Below are 16,153 nucleotides of genomic sequence, written 5' to 3'. Positions count from 1 at the left end.
GATGGGGGCCCGACGACCGCCGTTGCCGTTCCGCGCCGCCCTGCGGGTCCGCGGCGCGCTGCCCCTGCTCGGCCTGCGCCGCGGCGAGCCGCTCCTGCCACGCCTGGTCTTCATGGGCGCCGACCCCGGGGAGGCACTCGACGCGCTGCGCGCCATCCGGTCGCCCGGCGCGTGGTGCTCCGTCTGGGAACGGCTCGCCGAGCGGCACGAGCGGACGGGCCGCGCGCTCGCCGCGGACGGCGACCGCGTCACCGCCGCCGAATCTCTCCAGCGGGCCGTGGCCTGCTACCGCGCCGCCGAGTACATGGAGTTCCAGCCCGCGGAACGTGCCCGCCTCTGGCGGCGGCTCGTGGCGGCCGGGACGGCGGCTGGCGACCTGCTGAGCCCGCCCGCCCGGCGGCTGGAGATCCCCGTGGACGGCGTCGCCGTCCCCGTCACCCTCCGCGTGCCCGCCGGCGGGCGGCCCGCTCCCTGCGTGCTCACCCTCGGAGGGGTGGACGGGGTGAAGGAGGAGTTCCACCGGATCTCCGAGGCGTACGTGGCCCGCGGCTGGGCCGCCGCCGCCCTCGACCTGCCGGGGCAGGGCGAGCTGCGCCGCTTCCACGACGTCCCGTGGCGGGCCGACGCAGAGGTGGTGATCTCCACGGTGCTGGACGCGCTCACCCGGCTGCCCGACCTGGACGCGGACCGGATCGCCGTGGTCGGCGGCAGCGCGGGGGGCTACTTCGCGCTCCGCGCGGCGGCGGCCGACCGGCGGGTCGCGGCCTGCGCGGTCATCTCGGCCCCCCTGGACCTCCTGGAGGTCCACCGCGTCGCGCCCCCGCCCATCCCGCAGACCATGGAGTACAACCTCGGGCTGTCCGGCCGCCGGGCCGTGGCCGCGCTCGGCGCGTTCCACGTGGACGAGGTCCTGCCCGGCATCTCCTGCCCGGTGCTGCAGATCCACGGCGGCGCGGACCGGACGGTGCCGTGGCCGCACGCGCGCCGGCTGCGGGAGGCGCTGGGGGAGCGGCTCACGGTGCTCTTCCTGGAGGACGGCGACCACATGTGCTTCAACCGCCTCCCGGAGTGGGAGGCCCGGCTACGGTCGTGGCTGAGCACGGTCCTGGACGGGCGCGGTGCCGCCGAGGTGCCGGCTCGCTCACTGAGCGGGGAGGGCGCGGCGTGAGCGGGCTCACCGAACTCGCCGCCGTCCCCTCGGCGCACGCCGGCAACGGGGCGGCCGACCCGGCCCGCGCCTGGGTGAACGGCCTGCTCGACGCCGGGTCCTTCGTCGAGTTCGGCGCCCACGGCCGGCACCGGGAGACGGCACTCGGCATGTCGCACCGGCGCCCCGCCGGCGACGGCGTCCTGGCCGGGCTCGGGCGGCTGGACGGGCGGCCGGTCGCCGCGTACGCGCAGAACCCCCACCAGCTCGGCGGCACCCTCGGCGAGATCCACGGCGAGAAGATGGCCCGGGTCCTGGAGCACGCGCTACGCGGCCGCATGCCGGTGGTCGGCGCCATCAGCTCGGGCGGCGCCCGCATCCAGGAGGGCGTGGGCGCCCTCGACGCCTACGCGGCCGTCTTCCGGCTCAACGTCGCGTTGTCCGGCCGGGTCCCGCAGGTCAGCGTGGTGCTCGGCGCCTGCGCCGGGGGCGCCGTCTACTCGCCCGCGCTCACCGACGTCGTGATCATGACCAAGGACCGCTCCTCCATGTTCCTCACCGGCCCGCGCGTCGTCCAGGCCGTGACGAAGGAGCAGGTCACCCCGGCCGAACTCGGCGGCTCCCAGGTGCACGCCACCCGATCGGGCGTCGTCCACCTGGTCGCGGACGACGTGCCGGACGCGATGGCCCAGGCCAGGAGGCTCCTGTCGTTCCTGCCCGGGTCGTGCTGGGAGCTCCCGCCGCCTGCCGCCCCCGAACCTCCGGGCGCACTGCCCGGCGTGCCGCGCGACGGGCGCAAGGCGTACGACGTGCGCGGCGTCATCCGGGGGCTGGCCGACGGCGCCCACTTCCTCGAACTCCAGCCGCGCTACGCCCCGAACCTGGTGACCGGGTTCGCCCGGCTGGCCGGTCACCCGGTCGGGGTCGTCGCCAACCAGCCCCTCCGGCTGGCCGGCGTCATCGACGCCCGCGCGGCCGAGAAGGGCGCACGGTTCGTCCGGATGTGCGATGCCTTCGGCGTCCCGCTGCTCGTCCTCGTGGACACGCCGGGCTTCCTGCCGGGACGCCGCCAGGAGGCCGAAGGCGTCATCAGGCGCGGGGCGAAGCTGCTGTTCGCCTTCTCCGAGGCCACGGTGCCGCGCGTCACCGTGATCCTGCGCAAGGCCTACGGCGGGGCGTACATCGTGATGAACTCCCGCAACCTCGGCGCCGACGCGGTCCTCGCCTGGCCCGGCGCCGAGATCGCGGTGATGGGCGAGGAGTCGGCCGTCGAGGTGGTGTTCCACCGCGAGCTCGCCGCCGACCCGGCGGCCCGGCCGCACCTGCTCGACCGCTACCGCGCCGCCGGCGTGGGCGGCGACCGGGCACTGGAACGGATGTCCGTGGACCGTGAGGTCACGCCGGACGACACCCGGCAGGAGCTCGTACGGACGTTCGCGGCCCTGCTGCCGTCCCTGCGGCCCGGCTTCCGCCACGACAACCTGCCCCAGTGAGCCAGGAAGGAGCCGTGTCCCCATGACCTACCGACTCGTCTGCCACCTGTCCGACATCCCCGAGGGCGGCCTGCTCGGCGTCGAGACGTCCGGAACCCCGCTCGCCCTGGTGCGCGACGGCGGCGAGGTCTTCGCCCTGCACGACGTCTGCCCGCACGCGGGCGCCACCCTGAGCGAGGGCGAGGTGGACGGCGGCACCCTGGAGTGCTGGCTGCACGGCTCGTGCTTCGACATCCGCACCGGCAAACCGGTCGCCCCGAACACGCTGCCGGTCACCACGTACCCGGTCAAGGTGGAGGACGGAGGGGTGTTCGTCGCGGTCCCGCCGCCCCCCGACTGACCGCTCCCTACACGTAGGGGTGGAGGTGCTCCGTCGAGCCGACCAGCGCGGTGCGCCTGTAGGCCGCGGGCGAGAGGTGGACGCCGGTGGCTCGCTCCGCGAGGGCGAGCGCCGCGGCGGCGGGTTCGTCCCCGCGGATGTGCAGCTCCAGGTCGGTGACGTCAGCCTCAAGACGGTCGGGCTCGGCACCCTCTCGGTAGCGATAGCTGTACAGGCTGAAGGTGGTGAGCAGATCGCCGTTCTCGTGGAATTTGAAGCCGGCCCCGTTGATCGTCACGCTGACTGCGGCGGCTGCCGAGCCCTCCGAGAGGAGCCCGGCGTTGTTGTAGACGATGGCGCCCCATCCGTACTCGACCAGGACTGTCCCGCCTCTGGCGCGGTACGCCGCGACGCCGAACCCTTCCAGAGGGCCGCCTGCGACCACGCCGATCCGTCGCAGAGCCTCATCGGGAGGCACGTCCTGCACGAAGCAGACACAGAGCCAGGTGTCGCCCACGCCGTCCGTGAACTCCTGGTGGAGCCACTCATAAGTGGCGGCGGTCGCCTTGACCATGACCATCGTGCGCCCTCCCGAGAAGATGGACGATCGAGGCGATCTTCGCAGGGGAGTCCGACAGACTCAGGTGACGTCGCGGCGCAGGGTCACCAGCCGGGCCGCGAGGGCGGCCGCGGCGACGTACGCGGCGAACAGCAGCCCCCCGGCCCAGGCCGGCAGGAGCGCGCCGGCCTGCAGGTGCATGCCGCTCAGCGCGCGGGCCGCGCCCGTGGGCAGCCAGCGTCCGACGTCAGGCGCCACCGACGTGAGCATGTAGTCCCCGTACATGAACCACAGCAGGGCCACGACCAGCGCCACCACCTGGTTGCGGATGAGCGCGCCGAGCCCCACGCCCAGCAGCGCGTACGCGGCCGTGCTCAGCACCGCGCCGAGCAGGACGAGCGGGACGCCGGGGGTCAGCACCGGCAACCCGCGTACGGCGAGCAGCACCGCCCCCGACGCCAGCGTGGCCAGCGCCGACACGCACGCGACGGCCAGCCCGACGAGCCCCCAGGCCATTAGCTTGGCGCTCACCACGCGGCTCCTGACCGGAGTGACGAGGAAGGTCCAGGTGATCGTCTGGTGCCGGTACTCGCCGGTCATCGCGAGCACCCCGAGGATCAGCGTGAACACGTACGCCTGCTGGGCCATGGCGTAGACGTTCTCCACCCGCGCGGTCTCGGGCACGTCGCTGAGGCCGTCGAAGACCAGGACCTGCAGCGCCGCCCACACGGCGCAGGTGACGGGCGCGATCACGGCGAGGGCCGGGCCGGTACGCCCCGCGCGCGCCTTGACCAGCTCGGCGCGGACCAGCGGGTTGCGGATCATCGGGTCGCCTCCAGGTAGAGGTGTTCGAGGTCGGTGGAGTCGGGGGTGAGCTCCGCCTGCCGTACCAGCCGGCCGCCCGAGATGATCAGGGCGCGGTTGGCGATGCGCTCGATCTCGGCCAGCACGTGCGTGGACACCAGGACGGCCCGCCCGTCGAGCGCGTGGGCGCGCAGGAACCCGCGCAGCCAGGAGATCCCCTGGGGGTCCAGCCCGTTGGAGGGTTCGTCGAGGATGAGAACCTCCGGGTCGCCGAGCAGCGCGCCGGCGATCGCCAGGCGCTGGCGCATGCCGAGGGAGAAGCCGCCGACCCTGCGGTCGGCCGCATGGGTCAGCTCGACCTGTTCCAGGACCAGGTTCACGCGGGCCGGGTCCAGGCCGGCGGCCGTGCGCAGCACCTCCAGGTGAGCGCGGGCGGACAGGCCGGGGTGGAAGGCGGTCGCCTCCAGCACCGCGCCGACCTTGGTGATCGGATTGTCGAGCCGGTCGTACGGCGTGCGCCCGATCAGCGCGGTGCCCGAGGTGGGGGCGACCAGCCCGAGGATCATGCGCAGGGTGGTCGTCTTCCCCGCGCCGTTGGGTCCGAGGAAGGCGGTGACCGCGCCCGGCTCGACGGTGAACGACACCTGGTCGACCGCGCGGACCGCGCCGAACGACTTGCTCAGGTCGGTGACGGTGATCGCTGTCATGGTGTGCAGCATGGTCGGCGCCGGGCGGGGGATTCATGGCCGCGTGGGTGGATATGACGATCTCCACCGTGGGGTGGATGGTCCCGTCCGGGGGCGGTGGTTACGGTTGCCGGTGTGTCCTTCCTGCGTCGTCCCCTCGTCCGCGTGGTGTTCCGCGCCTTGGTGGTGTCGTACCTGCTGTTCGGGTCGGTGTACGCCGTGGCGGACGCGTGGCCGAGGCTCGGCTGGGCGGCCGGGGCCGGGGTGCTCCTGCTCTCCACGGCGACGTTCGCCGCGGGCGTGCGCGGTGCGGTGTTCCCCGGCGCCGGCCGTCTGCTGCCGCCGGCCCTCGCCGGCGGCCTGGCGATGCACGCCGTGTCCCCCTACAGCGGTCTCGCGGTGTTGTACGTGGTCGTCTTCGCCGCGCCGTACCGGCTGCCGCTGAGGTGGGCGGCGGCGTTGGTGGCCGTTGACATCGGCGGGACCGCCCTGGTGTCCCTTCTGCTCCGTCTGCCGGTCGCGGAGACGTTCGGGAACACGATGGGCCTCTGCTACAGCGTGATCCTGGCCTTCCTGCTGCGCCAGCTTACGCTGACCAGGGAGCTGGCCGAGTCGCGGGCCCGCGAGTCCGCCCAGGCCGAGCGCGCCCACCTGGCCAGGGAGATCCACGACATCCTGGCCCATGCCCAGTCCGCGCAGATCGTCCACCTGGAGGGGGCACGGCTGTTGCTGGAGCGCGGCGACGTGGCCACCGCGCTGGACCGGGTCAGCCGCGCCGTACGGCTGGCCCGCAGCGGCCTGGAGGAGACCAAGCGGGCCGTGGACGCGCTGCGCGGCCAGGACGTACGGCTGCTGGAGCTCCTGGAGCGCCTCACCACGGAGCACCGTTCGGCGGGCGGCGCGCCGTGCGAGGTGGAGGTCAGCGGCGACGTCTCCGCCCTGCCCGCCGGCGCCCGCCTGGCGGTGGCCCGTACGGCGCAGGAGGCGCTCACCAACGTGCGCAGACACGCGCCCGGCGCGGCGGTCACGGTCACCCTGCGCAACGTCCGCGGCTGGTGCGAGCTGGAGGTCCGCGACGACGGCGGCGCGGCCCCGCCGGCGCCGGACGGCGGCGGTTACGGCCTGGTCGGCATGCGGGAACGCGCCGAGCTGCTCGGCGGGTCGCTCACCACCGGCCCGGAGGGCGAGGGCTTCCGCGTCCTGCTGCGGCTGCCCGCGGAGGCGGCGTCGTGACCGTACGGGTGCTGGTGGCCGACGACCAGACCGTGGTCAGGGAAGGTCTGGTGCTGCTGCTCGGGCTGCTGCCCGGCGTGGAGGTCGCGGGCACCGCGGCCGACGGCGAGCAGGCGGTACGGCTGGCCGCCGCCGAGCTTCCCGACGTGGTGCTGATGGACCTGCGGATGCCCAGGATGGACGGCGTGGAGGCGACCCGCAGGATCCGCGCCTCGCATCCCGGCGTCCAGGTGGTGGTGCTGACGACCTACTCCGACGACGAATCGGTGTTCGCGGCGCTGCGGGCCGGCGCCCGCGGCTACCTGACCAAGGACACCGACCCCGAGACGCTGGCCAGGGCCATCGCCACCGTGTCCGGCGGGCAGGCGCACTTCGATCCCGAGGTGCAGCGGCGGCTGGCCGAGGAGGTCGCCCGGCGGCCCCACCGGCCCAGCGACCTCCCCGACGGGCTGACCGCGCGCGAGGGCGAGGTGCTGCGGCTGATCGCGGCGGGCCGGTCGAACGCGGAGATCGCCGGTGAGCTGTTCATCTCGGCGGGCACCGTCAAGACCCACATCAACAACCTGTTCGCCAAGGCGGGCCTACGAGACCGCGCCCAGGCCGTCACCTACGCCTACCGTCACGGCCTGGGGGAGTGAGCTCGGCGACGGTTGCGTGTTCAGGACGGGTTCAGGGACGTACGAGGCCGTCGCCGAGCGCGGGCCGTGCCGGCGGCAGCGCCCGCAGCCCCGCGAGGGCCAGCGCCGTGGACAGCACCCCGAGCAGCGCGCACTGCCCGCACACCGTCGCCCACAGGATCCTGCCGACCTCGCCTTCGTGGGCGTAGGCGAGCAGCGACAGCCGGGGCAGCAGCAGGAGCAGGCCATAGATCGACAGCGCGAGCGGCCACGACGACGAGCGCCTTCGAGCCAGGACGAACACCCCGATCACGGCGAACACCGCTATCCCCGCCCCGGTGGGATCCATCCACAGGTACATCCAGGGCGAGTCGACCTCACCCCAGGCCAGGCTGACCTGCGCCCACCCCTGCAGGGCGAGCGCGCCACCCACCGGCAGCAGCGCGAGCCACCATGACCGCCGCACCGGAGACACGTCGGCGTGGAACCCGGCGAAGAGCGCGATCACCGGCACCGCGGCCGAGGCGAGCTGGGCCGAGTTCTCCAGCGGCAGGATGAGCTCGCCCGCGACCACGTGTTTGACGAGGACGTAGACCGCAGGGAGGAGTCCCAGCAGCGCCGCCGGCTTCGCCGCACGCGGGCGGCCGCGCATGATCGCCGTGAACGCGACGGCGGTGCAGGCACCGATGATCGTCACCACGATCGCGAGCAGCCGCTCCGGCGAACCGGGAGCGCCGAAGTAGTCGGATTCGCTGTCCGCGCTCACCCCGCGCAGCAGGTCACCCACGCCCGAGAGGGCGACGGCCGCCTGGAAGGCCAGCCCGACCAGGGCCACGAGGCGTACGGTCTCGCCCCAGACGAGGAAGCGGGGCGCCGAGCCCGCGGCGCCGAGCCGGATCCGTACGGACAGGGCCAGCACGCTGGCGATCTCGCCCCAGGGCGGCCGGGGGCTGGTCTCGTCGGGCGCGTCGCCGTACATCTCCATGAACGCGTCCACCATCTCCTCCTCGCGCTCGGCGCGGTAGGAGGCGGGCAGCAGGCGGAGCACCGAGCGGTAACGCTGTTCGAGCAGGGTCATGCGGCGCCTCCGGCCGTGCGTGCGCGGAGCAGGGTCGTGGCGACGCGCGCGGTCTCCTCCATGCGGGCGGCCTCCACGCGCAGGGCCTCGGCGCCCTCGTCGGTGAGTCGGTAGTAGCGCCGCAGCCGTCCCTGCTGTGCCTCTTCGCGGTCGAGCGCGATCAGGCCCTCGGCCGCGAGTTTGTCGAGCACGCCGTACAGAGTGCCGATCTTGAGCTGGACGCGCCCGACGGACAGCCGGTCGACCTCCTGGACGATGCCGTAGCCGTGACGCGGCTCGCCCACCAGCGCGGTGAGCGCCAGGAACATGGGCTCCGTGATCTTCACGCCTCCACTATATCCTGATAATCAGGATATAGTCAGGAGTGAGCGGCCTCGGCTGACGAGCGATGGATGCCCGGTGAGGCAAGGCGCCGGGCTGGAGGTGGCGGCGTTCCCGCCGCAGATCGGCGGCCCGGCGGAACTCATCGAACTCCGCCGGACCAGCATCGTATGATCCGCTTCATGCCGATCCCCAGAGCGGTCGCCGTGGTCGTCGACGGCACCCGAGTCCTGGTCATCAAGCGGTTCCTCCGGCGCGCCCCCGGCGTCACCTGCCACATGTGCGCCGGCGCGGGCCGGCAGGGGGAGAGATGTCCCGGGCACCACTACACGCTTCTTCCCGGAGGGCATGTGGAGGACGGCGAGTCGCCGGAGAACGCGGCAGTGCGCGAACTCCACGAGGAGACGACTCTCACCGGGACGATCGACCGGCTGCTCTTTTCCGGCTCGCACAATGGCCGGCCGGCCTTCTACTTCCTCATGCGTGACATCAACGGCACCCCCTTGCTCTCCGGCGAGGAGGCCAGGGAACACGGACCGGACAACAGCTTCGAGCTCAGATGGGCGACGGCCGCCGAGTTCGAGCAGCTGAACCTGTACCCCGCAGATGTGCACGGGCCACTCACGGAGCTACTTCGTCGTTGACCCCCGCTACGCCCAACCGAGGCAGTGCTTTGGATTGTCGGCGTCGATCCGTCCGAGAAAGCTGGTTGTCCTGTGTTCAGTGAGGTCGTCGAGCGTTACGCCGAGCTGGTTCGCCGGGTGCCGTGGGAAGGGATGGCGTGCACGGTGACGCTTCCCGACCGCGGTGTGATGACGGTCGAGGACGCGGTGCGCCGGCTCGGGCTGGATGCCGCCATCCTGCGCGCTGCGAGAGAGGTCGAGCCCAGCGACCTCGAACTTCAACAAGCCGGCTCGGGCGTCGTCACATGGTCGGACAACCCTTATCCCGACGGCAGGGAGCTGACGGACCGACTCGGGGGCCACGGATTCCGGCACTGGTACCTGAGTAACGACATCGAGGGCAACACCACCCTGTACGCCTCCTATGGAGAGAGCAACGGGCAGCTTCAATTTCCCGAACCTGATTGGTTGCCCTTCATTCCCTGGACCGAACAGATCGGGCCGCTGGCACCCTACGCGGACAAGTTCGCTGCCGTCTACGACACATGGTCGGACAACCCCGAGGTATCGGTGCTGGGCACGTGTCTTGCGGTAATCGAGTTGGAAAGCGGCGTTCGCCTGGACGAGGAGATGAGCAGGGGCCCGAGGACATACGTGCCGATGCCCACATGGGGGTTGGGATCAAGGACGCCTTAGCTTCACCGCGAGGAAGGAAGGGACTTGGTGAAGCTTGTCGTAGGCGGCTTCGTCGATCTCCCGTAGGCCGTCCGTGGGGCGCGGTTTGATCAGCTGCTCCAGCACGAACCCTGCGGCCAGTAGCTCGCCCAGGAAGGTCTCCAATGGCAGGCGCTGGTAGTGGATCGAGAGCTCGGTGTCTCCGAGGGGCAGGTCTCTCCAGTCGTGGCTGAAGTACGAGCCTCCGAAGTGACGCCAGTCGGCTGTGGGATGGGTGGTCGACACCAGGAGCCATCCACCTGGTCGCAGGACGCGGCGCAGTTCACCCAGCAGTTGCGCACGGTTCCTGACGTGCTCGTACACGAGGGCGCAGACCACCCCGTCGAACGATGTGTCAGCGGCGAAATCAAGCGGCTCTTCGAGATCATGGAGAAGCAGTTCCGCCTGGCCGTTCACGCGTGCTCGTGCGTGGCGCAACAAAGTGGCGCTGCCCTCGATTCCGACCACCTGAGCACCGCGGGCCGAGAGTTCAGCCGCATAGTGGCCTGCCCCACAGCCGACATCCAGGATTCTGGCCCCGGCAACATCGCCCGCGAGTACGAGCATTGCGGGTCTGTCGGTGTAGGCGTTGTAGGGGCTCGTCTCTGCGTGTTCGGCGAAGTGATCGCCGAGTGCGTCATGGTAAGCGGTCGCCTTGTGCATCGGGTCATCATGGCGCGGCCACAAATCCGTCGCCACCGGAGCGGCGCGGCCAGGTGGTCGGTTTCGCCGCTCTGGCACTGGCCGCGTCCTGGCGTCGCCATGAGGCGACGAGCTCCCGGTCGGACCAGTCATAGGACGGCACGGAGGGCGTTCCTGCTGTGTGCGGCACCGTCCGGCCGCGCCGGCCGTACGGGCTTGCCTCCGCCTCTCAACGAGGGTCGTGCAGTACGTGCTGGGTGGCGCCCAGTTCGCGCATGGCGTCACCGCTGGCCTCCTGAATGGCCAGGAGGGCCGCCGGGACCTCTTCGCCACGCTTGCGGGCCAGATGGACCGCCACCCCGGCCTGGACCTTGATGACCGAAATGTTCTGGGTAAGAGAGTGGTGCAGTTCCCGGGCGATACGCAGCCGCTCGTGATCCGCCCGCCACCTGGCGCCCTCCTCGCGTGCGCGCTCGGCGTCGACCGGGTCTTGTTCCGCCTTCCGCAGGCACGGTTGCCGGAGCCGGATCACCACGCCGACCAGCCCGGCGGCGATGAACCAGCCGAGCAGCAGGCCCGTGCTTCCGACGAACTCGTGGCCGGGGTGGCCGGAGACGGCGGCCGGGCTCATCGCCTGGCCGGCGCCGAGGAAGACCACGCCGGCCAGCGCGGCGAGCAGCTGATGTCCGGCCCGTGCCGCGGCGAACACTGACACCAGAACCGGGAGAGCGGCCGACAGGCCGGCTGGGGCATGGAGCACGTGCACCAGCATGCTGGCGGTGGTGACGAGTAGCGGCACCAGGGGAGCCCGGCGCCAGGCCACGAGCGCGAGCGAACCGACTATGGCGGCGGTGAGGTCGAGAGCGTCCCGACCGGGCGCACAGAACAGGTCGGCCACCAGTGGAACGGCCACCGCAACGGGAAGCAGGCACTCTCCGGCGAACTGCCACCCCCGCCTCAGACGGGTCAGGTTCACGGGTTCACGCGCCTTCCCGGCGATCGTCCCGGCCACGGACGTCGCTGCCTACCCTGTGACGCGTCTGCCTGTGGCGCGTCGTGCCCCATGTCATGGATCATCGCCGCCGCGACAAGGTCGGCGACGGCGAGGCTGAGACGTGCCGCCTTGGGGCGTCGGAGTACGCCGATCTCGCCCAGCGCGCTGGTCAGGAAATCACGCAACACGGTGTTGGTCCCGTCGGCATCGGTCAGGGCCATGGGCCGGTCGTAGTGGACGCCACGAGGGCGGGGAAGGAATGATCGGGGCACCATGGCGAGGACGCCGTCCACGATGCCCGCCTCATTCGCGTACGCCTTCAACGAGAAGGGGCGCCATGTGGGATGGACAAGTCACGCGGCTGATCTGCACAGGACCGAGGTCGAGCAGATGCATGGAGCCCCGGAACCTCGCGGGATCGCGGGTGTACGGATTCACCGGCATGAGAACCCGGGAGACCGATTCGGTCCAGTACTCGAATCGGTCCGCCTCTGGAAGGTGACTGGTACGGATCACGGTACGCACGGACCTGCATTCCAAATCTCTGGATGGACGCGTGTCATGAATGACGTCGTCATGCAGACCGGTTCGCCCGGGCACGATCCGGGTCGTCGTGGTCGTCAGGTGGCGTCGAAGCGGCCGTCGTAGGGCGGGTCGTAGGGCGATAGGCGAGGCCGGCCACGAGCGCGGCCAGCATGGAGACCACCGCCGCGGTGAGGAATGCGGGGCTTGCGTCGTTGTCGGGGCCGGTCAAGCGGCCGGCGACGGCGGTGCCCAGGCCGTACCCGGTCCACATGAAGGTGTTCAGCCATGCGAAGACCTCCGTCCGGTATCGAGCAGGGGTGTGCTCCGCGAGCAGGGCGGGATGTACCGCGTCTCGCGGTCCCGTCAGGAGCCCGATCGCAGTGATCAGCACGGCGAGGGCGAGGAACCCCGAGACATGGGCTCCGGCCAGCATGCTCGCGCTGTCGGCCAGAGACAGCCCGATGAGGAGCAGTTTGGCCGGGACGCCCCAGTCACGGGCCCCGTAGCCCAGCGCGCCGATGAGCGCACCGACCGACAGCAGCCCCATCAGCACGCCGGCCGCGGACGGCGAGTTCAACGTTGTGGCCGCGGCCACCGTGGCGATGCGCAGGCTGCCGAAGGAGAAGGTGCCGAAAGCGGCCAGGACCAGCAGCACCAGAGTCGGGCGGTGGGCGAGCGGTCCGGCCAGGCGACTCAGCCGGCGTCCGGGGATCCGGGGCGACGAGGCAGATGCGGACCGTACGGATGCCGATGCGCGTACAGCTGGGAACAGGAGCAGAAATGCGGTCCCGACCAGCAGGAAGGCACCCGCTGCGGCCACCACGCCGGACGCGGGCATATGCAGCATCAGCAGTGGGACGAGCAACGGGCCGACGATGAACATCACCTCGTTGACGGCGTTGTCCACCGCATAGGCGGCCTGCACCGCGTCAGGCGGGACGACCTCCGGCCAGAGGCCCCTGACGACGGCCGTGACGGGCGGGGTGGTCGCGCCCAGGAGGACCGCCGTGCCGACCATCGCGGCGGACCCGGCTTGGTGGGCCACCAGCAGAAGACCGTAGGACACCGCGTGGGCAGCGAGGTAGACCGTGAGGACCCTGCGCCTGCCGTGGCGGTCAACGAGCCGGCCGCCGAGCGGCGCGGACATGGCGAGCGCCAGGGCATGTCCGGTGAGGACGAACCCGGCTGCCGTGTATGAGCCGAGTCGATCGAGGGCTGCCAGGAGCAGCGCGAGACTGAGCACCGGCGTGCTCAGCTTGACCGTCAGCGCGACGACAAGCAGGTAGGGGACACCTGAGTGGGACAGGAGACGGCGGTAGGAGGTGACCACGAAGGCTCCGTTACCATCAAAACGTGTTTAGCACATAACGAACCATGAGGGGTGGTTACTGGTCAAGTGGAAATAGCCTGTAACGTCGTACGTCATGCTCCGGTGATCGCCGAACTGGTCAACGTGGCCACCTCCCCCTGGCGGGGCGGTGCCGAGACGCCATGCCTGGAGGGCGATGAGCTGGTGAGGGCATTCGTCGCCATGGTCGGCGAGCGCACCCGGAAAGCGGTGCTGGACGATCTCGACGCGGATGTTCGTCTCGGGGAACTCGCCAGGGAACTACGCGAGGTGCTGGTGGCCGATCAGGCCGCGGATCAGGCGGCGCTCATCAACGCCATGATTCGTAGGTACGGCGCCCAACCGTACCTGGTCGAGGATGCCGGCCAGCCGTTCCACCTGCATTTTCACGGGGCAGGCGGCACCTGCGTGGAAGCGTTGGGAGGCGAGTTCGCCACCGCGCTGGCCCTGATCGTGGACGGCTACGGTCCGGACCGGTTCGGGCAATGCGCAGCTCACCGGTGTGACGCCGTCTATATCGACCTCACCCGCAACGGATCGCGGCGCTACTGCAGTAGCGCGTGCACGGCACGCGCCAAGACCGCCGCCTACCGAAGCCGCCGACATGCCTGAGTCCAGCCGTGGGACGGGCTATGGCCTCGCCGGGCTCAGGACCCGTCCACCAGGAGCTCGGCGAGTGCGCCCAGCAACTCCCGCACCTCGGACAGCGACGGCCGGGGATACGCCTCGCCGGAGACGAGCAGGTTGTGCACCGCTCCGGTCACCAGGAACCCGATCGCGTGCTCGTCCACCCGAGCCCCGATCCTGTCCAGGCGCTTCTCGGCGGCGATGTAGCGGGTGACGGTGGTCGGCAGGGCGTCGACGAACCCGCTGCCCATGGCCGAGTCGTGGAAGCCCCGTTCCTGTACGGGCACCCCGGCGGCCAGCTTGATCACTTCGGCGGCCGGGCCCAGCAGCACCTCGGCGAACCGTCCCAGGTTTTCCGCCACGGTGCCCGTGCCGGCCCGCGCCACGATCTCCTCCAGGCTCGCCGTGAGGTCCCGGAACTGTCGGTCCACGACCGCGAGAACGAGCGCTTCCCGGCTGTCGAAGATCTTGTACAGCATGCCGAGGGAACATCCCGCCTCCTGGGCCAGCGCCCGCATGGTGAGCGCGTCGGCCCCGTCACGACGGACGAGCTGGGCGGCGTGGTCGATCATCGAAGCGTGCAGCGCCGCCGTCGCGGCGGCCCCACGTCGGGCCGGTGCTATGACCCCTCCACAGTGTCGCGACTGCATCGTGACCCCGAAGCCTACCATGAACAATTGTTCATGATAGCTGGCGGCGTGTCCCGAGCGAGCCCGGCGCGTGCGCGGTGACCAGCCACTGGGCACCCGGCAGCAGCACGCCCGCAGAGCTCTCGTACGGCTTCAGCGCGGCCTCCAGCCTGGCCCGCCAGCCGCTGGCAGGTCTCCGTGAAGCCCTGATTCTCGCCCTGCTTCAGGGGTTTGCCCACGCGGAGAGCTTCTTCACTGCGAAGGCGGTACCCTCAGCGAGCCGTTCTCGGTGACGCCGGATTCATGCGCCCGCGGACTTGCACGACCTGCTGGATTCCCTTCCGCGCTTCCCGCAGCGTCACCGGATGCTCTGAGTGGCCGCTGTCGCCTGCCGCGTCCCATTGGGACTACGGGGTCCCCTGAGGTGATCTGGCCGGCGTCGGCTGCGGATCGTCAGTGCTCGTCGAGGATCTCGAAGTCTTCTGCGCCGGCCCCCCGGGTCAGCGCGAAGGCGGCGGCGACTTCAGGGCTGCCGGCCGCTGCCTGCCGGGCCGTCGCCAGGCTGGCGGCCGAGTCCCAGCGCCAGATGCCGGCCCAGTGCTCATCGTCGACTCTGCCCAGCCACGCCTCCTCCAGCCCTGGCACTGCGGCTCTGGTCGCGGCGACGAGGGCGGCGTGCCGGACCCGCAACTGTTCGGCGTCGGCGGGATCGATCTGGAACCGGGTGACCGTGATAAGAGGCATAACCGTACCTGTTCTCTAGTGGGCTTCAGTGGTTGGGCTCGGGGGTCGGCGGATACCAGGGATGGAGCCTGATCGGCAGAGCTGCGAGGTCCGACAGATCCAGTACGTGGTGGAGGTGATGGACCCCGCGCGGTAGGCGGGCGGCCTTCACAGCGGCGATGGCCGCTATCGCGGCGGTGGCATGCGCCTGGACCCGGCCGCCGAGCGTATGGGTGCGGCCGTCGGCGCTGCGCGCCAGGGCCAACCATCGTTGATCGCCTGGGAGGTGCCAGGAAGGCGCCGCGTGAGCGGCCGCGGGAAGACGTGTCAGGGCGGCCAGGGCGGCGGTCGCCAGACGGGACGTGAGTCCGAAGTACGTACGGACGGGCACGCCGAGGTCGCGGTGGAGGACGTGCTGGTCGCTGTAGTCGACCCGAAGCAGCCGGCGTACCCCGTACACGGGCAGGTGGAAGCGCCGGGGACGGCTGTAGTTGCGGATTCTTTCGCCCGTCGCCGGATCGGCGAAGTCCTGACCGAGCAACTGGTAGGCCCAGGTGGTGGAAGCCTTGCCGTAGCGCTCACCGGCGCCGAGCAACAAAGCGATGTCGATGGGCTGGGCCGGCGCTTCCTGCTGGACAGCGGCAGCGAGCAGGTTGGTCAAACCTGGGGCCAAGCCCACGCTGAGCAGGATGGGGGCGGACGGCTTGAGGCGTTCGACGGCGGATGTGTATTCCACGCTCGCCGTGATGTCCACGAAAGCCGCGCCGTGGCGGGTGACCTGGTCCGCCAGGGCGGCGTCTTCTGTGCCGGCGCAGTTGAGCACCACGTCCACGTCCTTCAACACGCGATCGAGGCCGTGGGGATGACCGGCGTCAATCAGCAGATCGGCGCGCTTCGGATCACGTCCTGCGGCCAGGACGTGCGCAGCCATCTCCCGGAGATAAGCGACCGCTTGGGAGCCGACGGCACCGTAGCCGCCCAGGACTATGACCTTCATATGGGTCTCGTCGTGGCTCGTTCGTGAAAGGTCCGGGACCACAGGCTCCCGACGTGGCCTTGCGGGCTGGGCGC

20 protein-coding genes are annotated in these 16,153 nt (G+C 71.1%); 8 read left to right on the top strand and 12 right to left on the bottom strand.

What is annotated here, in order from left to right:
* Window position 1: 1 nt before the first annotated feature.
* Genes ABD292_RS29875 through ABD292_RS29865 form a run of 3 tightly spaced genes read left to right on the top strand, consistent with a single transcriptional unit; the run spans window position 2 to window position 2,980 of the window.
* Window positions 2-1,168 (top strand): alpha/beta hydrolase family protein, encoded by a 1,167-nt coding sequence (locus ABD292_RS29875; RefSeq protein ID WP_344213082.1) that lies wholly within the window; start codon window positions 2-4, stop codon window positions 1,166-1,168.
* Window positions 1,165-2,640: an acyl-CoA carboxylase subunit beta gene (locus ABD292_RS29870; RefSeq protein ID WP_344213080.1), complete on the top strand. Its 1,476-nt coding sequence runs from the start codon at window positions 1,165-1,167 to the stop codon at window positions 2,638-2,640. Before ABD292_RS29875 ends, ABD292_RS29870 begins: the two co-directional genes overlap by 4 nt.
* A gap of 22 nt (window positions 2,641-2,662) precedes the next feature.
* Window positions 2,663-2,980, top strand: a complete 318-nt coding sequence (locus ABD292_RS29865; protein ID WP_344213078.1) for a Rieske (2Fe-2S) protein — start codon at window positions 2,663-2,665, stop codon at window positions 2,978-2,980.
* 7 nt (window positions 2,981-2,987) lie between these two features.
* Here the strand turns inward: ABD292_RS29865 and ABD292_RS29860 are convergent, their stop codons facing one another.
* The 3 genes from ABD292_RS29860 to ABD292_RS29850 form a co-directional block, all read right to left on the bottom strand.
* Complete coding sequence (locus ABD292_RS29860; RefSeq protein ID WP_344213075.1) at window positions 2,988-3,533, bottom strand: DUF6461 domain-containing protein; 546 nt, start codon at window positions 3,531-3,533, stop codon at window positions 2,988-2,990.
* Window positions 3,534-3,599: 66 nt separating this feature from the next.
* Window positions 3,600-4,343, bottom strand: coding sequence for an ABC transporter permease (locus ABD292_RS29855; RefSeq protein WP_344213073.1), 744 nt, complete (start codon window positions 4,341-4,343; stop codon window positions 3,600-3,602).
* Window positions 4,340-5,029 (bottom strand): ABC transporter ATP-binding protein, encoded by a 690-nt coding sequence (locus ABD292_RS29850; RefSeq protein WP_344213071.1) that lies wholly within the window; start codon window positions 5,027-5,029, stop codon window positions 4,340-4,342. The genes ABD292_RS29855 and ABD292_RS29850 overlap by 4 nt, the downstream gene beginning before the upstream one ends.
* Window positions 5,030-5,143: 114 nt before the next feature.
* Between ABD292_RS29850 and ABD292_RS29845 the strand changes: the two genes are divergently transcribed.
* Both ABD292_RS29845 and ABD292_RS29840 read left to right on the top strand, forming a co-directional pair.
* Window positions 5,144-6,241, top strand: coding sequence for a sensor histidine kinase (locus tag ABD292_RS29845; protein WP_344213069.1), 1,098 nt, complete (start codon window positions 5,144-5,146; stop codon window positions 6,239-6,241).
* Window positions 6,238-6,879 (top strand): response regulator, encoded by a 642-nt coding sequence (locus ABD292_RS29840; RefSeq protein ID WP_344213067.1) that lies wholly within the window; start codon window positions 6,238-6,240, stop codon window positions 6,877-6,879. The genes ABD292_RS29845 and ABD292_RS29840 overlap by 4 nt, the downstream gene beginning before the upstream one ends.
* A gap of 31 nt (window positions 6,880-6,910) precedes the next feature.
* On the opposite strand, the gene ABD292_RS29835 is transcribed toward ABD292_RS29840, so the two are convergent.
* Window positions 6,911-7,936: a hypothetical protein gene (locus ABD292_RS29835; protein WP_344213065.1), complete on the bottom strand. Its 1,026-nt coding sequence runs from the start codon at window positions 7,934-7,936 to the stop codon at window positions 6,911-6,913.
* Window positions 7,933-8,262 (bottom strand): PadR family transcriptional regulator, encoded by a 330-nt coding sequence (locus ABD292_RS29830; protein ID WP_344213063.1) that lies wholly within the window; start codon window positions 8,260-8,262, stop codon window positions 7,933-7,935. Before ABD292_RS29830 ends, ABD292_RS29835 begins: the two co-directional genes overlap by 4 nt.
* 177 nt (window positions 8,263-8,439) lie before the next feature.
* On the opposite strand from ABD292_RS29830, the gene ABD292_RS29825 reads away from it, so the two are divergent.
* Together ABD292_RS29825 and ABD292_RS29820 are read left to right on the top strand one after the other, a co-directional pair.
* Window positions 8,440-8,901, top strand: coding sequence for an NUDIX hydrolase (locus tag ABD292_RS29825; RefSeq protein WP_344213061.1), 462 nt, complete (start codon window positions 8,440-8,442; stop codon window positions 8,899-8,901).
* A gap of 72 nt (window positions 8,902-8,973) precedes the next feature.
* Window positions 8,974-9,576 (top strand): hypothetical protein, encoded by a 603-nt coding sequence (locus ABD292_RS29820; RefSeq protein ID WP_344213059.1) that lies wholly within the window; start codon window positions 8,974-8,976, stop codon window positions 9,574-9,576.
* Here the strand turns inward: ABD292_RS29820 and ABD292_RS29815 are convergent.
* From ABD292_RS29815 to ABD292_RS29800, 4 genes are all read right to left on the bottom strand, one after another.
* Window positions 9,562-10,257, bottom strand: coding sequence for a class I SAM-dependent methyltransferase (locus ABD292_RS29815; RefSeq protein ID WP_344213057.1), 696 nt, complete (start codon window positions 10,255-10,257; stop codon window positions 9,562-9,564). The two genes, ABD292_RS29820 and ABD292_RS29815, sit on opposite strands and share 15 nt — an antisense overlap.
* Window positions 10,258-10,465: 208 nt before the next feature.
* Window positions 10,466-11,212, bottom strand: a complete 747-nt coding sequence (locus ABD292_RS29810) for a histidine kinase (protein ID WP_344213055.1) — start codon at window positions 11,210-11,212, stop codon at window positions 10,466-10,468.
* Entirely contained in the window at window positions 11,209-11,451 is a 243-nt protein-coding gene (locus ABD292_RS29805) for a hypothetical protein (RefSeq protein WP_344213053.1), read from the bottom strand. The genes ABD292_RS29810 and ABD292_RS29805 overlap by 4 nt, the downstream gene beginning before the upstream one ends.
* Before the next feature lie 353 nt (window positions 11,452-11,804).
* On the bottom strand, window positions 11,805-13,085 hold the full coding sequence (locus ABD292_RS29800; protein ID WP_344213051.1) for an MFS transporter: 1,281 nt from the start codon (window positions 13,083-13,085) through the stop codon (window positions 11,805-11,807).
* 102 nt (window positions 13,086-13,187) lie between these two features.
* Here ABD292_RS29800 and ABD292_RS29795 point away from each other — a divergent pair, with 102 nt between their 5' ends.
* Window positions 13,188-13,715, top strand: a complete 528-nt coding sequence (locus ABD292_RS29795) for a CGNR zinc finger domain-containing protein (protein ID WP_344213049.1) — start codon at window positions 13,188-13,190, stop codon at window positions 13,713-13,715.
* Window positions 13,716-13,750: 35 nt separating this feature from the next.
* Here ABD292_RS29795 and ABD292_RS29790 read toward each other — a convergent pair whose 3' ends face one another.
* The 3 genes from ABD292_RS29790 to ABD292_RS29780 form a co-directional block, all read right to left on the bottom strand.
* Entirely contained in the window at window positions 13,751-14,302 is a 552-nt protein-coding gene (locus tag ABD292_RS29790) for a TetR/AcrR family transcriptional regulator (protein WP_344213047.1), read from the bottom strand.
* A gap of 510 nt (window positions 14,303-14,812) precedes the next feature.
* Window positions 14,813-15,103: an antibiotic biosynthesis monooxygenase gene (locus tag ABD292_RS29785; protein ID WP_344213045.1), complete on the bottom strand. Its 291-nt coding sequence runs from the start codon at window positions 15,101-15,103 to the stop codon at window positions 14,813-14,815.
* 25 nt (window positions 15,104-15,128) lie between these two features.
* The gene (locus ABD292_RS29780; RefSeq protein WP_344213043.1) at window positions 15,129-16,079 is read right to left on the bottom strand and encodes a saccharopine dehydrogenase family protein; all 951 of its coding nucleotides are present in this window, start codon (window positions 16,077-16,079) and stop codon (window positions 15,129-15,131) included.
* Window positions 16,080-16,153 lie beyond the last annotated feature (74 nt).

Origin of the sequence: Nonomuraea bangladeshensis (genome assembly GCF_039529455.1) — a bacterium.
GTDB classification, from domain to species: domain Bacteria; phylum Actinomycetota; class Actinomycetes; order Streptosporangiales; family Streptosporangiaceae; genus Nonomuraea; species Nonomuraea bangladeshensis.
Note: the sequence above shows the minus strand (reverse complement) of the source record. Positions and strands in the feature narration are given on the sequence as shown.

Bases quoted from the DNA above. Each gene is read 5' to 3' on its own strand.
- ABD292_RS29875 (WP_344213082.1), top strand. From the start codon at position 2: ATGGGGGCCCGACGACCGCCGTTGCCGTTCCGCGCCGCCCTGCGGGTC.
- ABD292_RS29865 (WP_344213078.1), top strand. From the start codon at position 2,663: ATGACCTACCGACTCGTCTGCCACCTGTCCGACATCCCCGAGGGCGGC.
- ABD292_RS29860 (WP_344213075.1), bottom strand. From the start codon at position 3,533: ATGGTCAAGGCGACCGCCGCCACTTATGAGTGGCTCCACCAGGAGTTC.
- ABD292_RS29855 (WP_344213073.1), bottom strand. From the start codon at position 4,343: ATGATCCGCAACCCGCTGGTCCGCGCCGAGCTGGTCAAGGCGCGCGCG.
- ABD292_RS29850 (WP_344213071.1), bottom strand. From the start codon at position 5,029: ATGACAGCGATCACCGTCACCGACCTGAGCAAGTCGTTCGGCGCGGTC.
- ABD292_RS29835 (WP_344213065.1), bottom strand. From the start codon at position 7,936: ATGACCCTGCTCGAACAGCGTTACCGCTCGGTGCTCCGCCTGCTGCCC.
- ABD292_RS29825 (WP_344213061.1), top strand. From the start codon at position 8,440: ATGCCGATCCCCAGAGCGGTCGCCGTGGTCGTCGACGGCACCCGAGTC.
- ABD292_RS29815 (WP_344213057.1), bottom strand. From the start codon at position 10,257: ATGCACAAGGCGACCGCTTACCATGACGCACTCGGCGATCACTTCGCC.
- ABD292_RS29805 (WP_344213053.1), bottom strand. From the start codon at position 11,451: ATGGCCCTGACCGATGCCGACGGGACCAACACCGTGTTGCGTGATTTC.
- ABD292_RS29790 (WP_344213047.1), bottom strand. From the start codon at position 14,302: ATGATCGACCACGCCGCCCAGCTCGTCCGTCGTGACGGGGCCGACGCG.
- ABD292_RS29785 (WP_344213045.1), bottom strand. From the start codon at position 15,103: ATGCCTCTTATCACGGTCACCCGGTTCCAGATCGATCCCGCCGACGCC.
- ABD292_RS29780 (WP_344213043.1), bottom strand. From the start codon at position 16,079: ATGAAGGTCATAGTCCTGGGCGGCTACGGTGCCGTCGGCTCCCAAGCG.